1 protein-coding gene and 1 pseudogene are annotated in these 2,599 nt (G+C 64.3%); both read right to left on the bottom strand.

The annotated features are described in order from the left end of the window. Positions 1-207: 207 nt before the first annotated feature. On the bottom strand, positions 208-2,073 hold the full coding sequence (locus tag AC1DUU_RS28985) for a potassium/proton antiporter (RefSeq protein WP_476786778.1): 1,866 nt from the start codon (positions 2,071-2,073) through the stop codon (positions 208-210). A 295-nt stretch (positions 2,074-2,368) separates the two neighbouring features. Next, positions 2,369-2,599, bottom strand: a pseudogene (locus AC1DUU_RS28990) (erythrose-4-phosphate dehydrogenase); the annotation flags it as partial.

The raw sequence follows: 2,599 nt of genomic DNA on the forward strand, positions 1-2,599 counted from the left end.
GACCATACCCAGCGTCAGCGCGGATGCAAGGTTTGTGGGGGTGGGGAAAAGGAAAATTGTGGGTCGGGGCATTTGGCCTGGCGGGACGTTGACGCCCTCCCTCCCCCTTGTGGGGAGGGATACAGGGTGGGGGTGTTTGGACCATTGAGCGGCAATTACCCCCACCCCTAACCCCTCCCCACAAGGGGGAGGGGGAAGGCGGCGCGCTCAAGCGTCCTCGGACAGTCTCTCAGACGTGGTTGCCGGTGCTGCGGGTTTGGCCGGTGCCTTGCGGGAACGCCGCGCCCAGAATGCGGACAGACGGTCGCGGATCTCGCCGGCGCTGAGGAAGACCGGCACCGGTGGCGGTGGAGGGGCCGGCTCGATCGACAGGCCAACCGCGACGATGCGTCCCTTTTCATCGACCTCGCGCACGATAAGGTCGATGAGGCCGAGAGAGACGCGGTCGGCATATTCGACGCGGCCGCCCAGGCGCTGCTTGATGAGGTCGCCGATGGTGAGCTTGAGCTCTTCGTCCTTCACCGACGCGCCGTAGATGGCGACAAGCTCGCCGGCGAGGTGGGCCTGGTCGACAGTGAAGGCGCCGAAGAAATCCTCGTCCTCGGCATGGACCTCGGCACGGGAGGCAAACAGCCTGTCGAGCAGGCGCGGATAGCGGTCGGGAACGAAGATGTAGACGTTGTCGCCCGCCTGCAGGCGGCCCATGTCCTGGAAGCGCATCGAGCGGCCGTCGCGCACGACCAGCGAAGGCCTGGCCCATCGCGGGATGCGCTGGCCCTTGGCCACAGGCGAGCCCGGCACGACCTTGTAGGCGAGCAGTTCATGGTGAGCCGAGCCCGGCAATTCGAGTTCGACCTTGTCGAGCGGGCCGAAGCGCTGCGGCACGATCAGGCCGAGACGGCGGGCGAGGGGACCGACGGTCCAGCCCTGGATCACCAGCGAGGTGAGTACGATAATGAAGGCGATGTTGAAGATGGCACGGCCGTTTTCGAGCCCGCCGAGCAGCGGCGTGATGGCGAGCAGGATGGACACCGCGCCGCGCAGGCCGACCCAGGAGATGAAGGCGGTTTCCTGGCGCGGGAACTTGAACGGAATCAGGCACAGCCAGACCGCGATGGGGCGCGCGATGAACATCAGGAACAGGCCAAGCAGCAGCGCCGACACAAGGATCGCTGGAAACTGCGACGGCGTGGCGAACAGGCCAAGCACCAGAAACATGATGATCTGGGCGAGCCAGGACATGCCGTCCTGGAAGCGCTTGAGCGTCGACACGGCGCGGATGTCGGAATTGCCGGCAACCAGGCCGGCGAGATAGACGGCGAGGAAGCCTGAGCCGCCGACGGCGCCGGCCGCGGCGAAGACCAGCAGCGAGAGCGTCAGCACGAAGATCGGCAGCAGGCCGCGGTCGAGGTTGAGGCGCTCGACCAGCTTGACGATCAGGAAGCCGCCGAGCAGGCCGATGGCGGCACCCAGGATCATCTGGACGAAGAAGCCGATGACGAGGTCGACAAGCAGCAGGTCGGCGTCGGGCTTGGCGCCGAGCGCGATGATCTCGACCAGGGTGATGGTCAGGAAGATGGCGATCGGGTCGTTGGTGCCGGACTCGATTTCGAGCGTCGAGCGGACGCGCTCGCGCAGATTGATGTTGCCGGCGCGCAAAAGGAAAAACACGGCAGCAGCGTCAGTGGAGGCGACGGCGGCACCAAGCAGGAAGGATTCGAGCCAGGTGAAGCCGGTGAGATAATAGGCTGCGATGCCGAAGATCACCGTCGTGATGCCAACGCCGATCGTTGCCAGCGTCAAGGCCGGCAGACCGGCCTGCCGCAGGACGCCAACAGGCGTGCCGAAGCCTGAATCGAACAGGATGACGGCGAGCGCTATGGCGCCGACGAAATAGGCGAGGTGGGCGTTGTCGAAGACGATGCCGAGGCCGTCGACGCCGCTGGCGAGGCCGATTCCAAGGAAGAGCAGCAGCAGCGGGGCGCCGAAGCGGAAGGCGATCAGGCTCGAAAACGCCGCGGCCACCACCAAGGCGGTGCCCACCAGCGTGACTAGATATACCGCCTGTTCCATCCCGACCCGTCCGCAAAGCAGTCAGTGCCTGTTCCACTCCGATTGCGTCGGAATGAAGCTCAATAATCTTGCTGGAGCATGATCTTTGCGAAAACCGAATCCCACTGTTCGCTACGCGGACCTTCGGTTCAGGATCATGCTTCTAGCTGCGTCGGTTGAGAGTGCGGCGAAGAAAAGGCCGCATGCAAGCAAGAATGGATTTTTGCCAGCTTGTGCCAAAGATTTTCTTGCGGTGCAGCAAAAACGAAAACGCCCGGCCGAAGCCGGGCGTTGAAGAACGGATGAAGTAGCCCGATCAGGCGATGGTCTTGCCCATGACGACGGCCGTGTCGGCCATGCGGTTGGAGAAGCCCCACTCGTTGTCGTACCAGGACATGACGCGCACCAGGTTGCCGTCGATGACCTTGGTCTGGTCGAGCGCGAAGGTCGACGAGGCCGGGTTGTGGTTGAGGTCGATGGAAACCAGCGGCTCGTTGGTGAAGGCCAGGATGCCCTTGAGCGGGCCGTTGGCGGCCGCAACGAGCAC

The sequence above is a fragment of the Aminobacter sp. P4_H6_2 genome, from assembly GCF_056400805.1.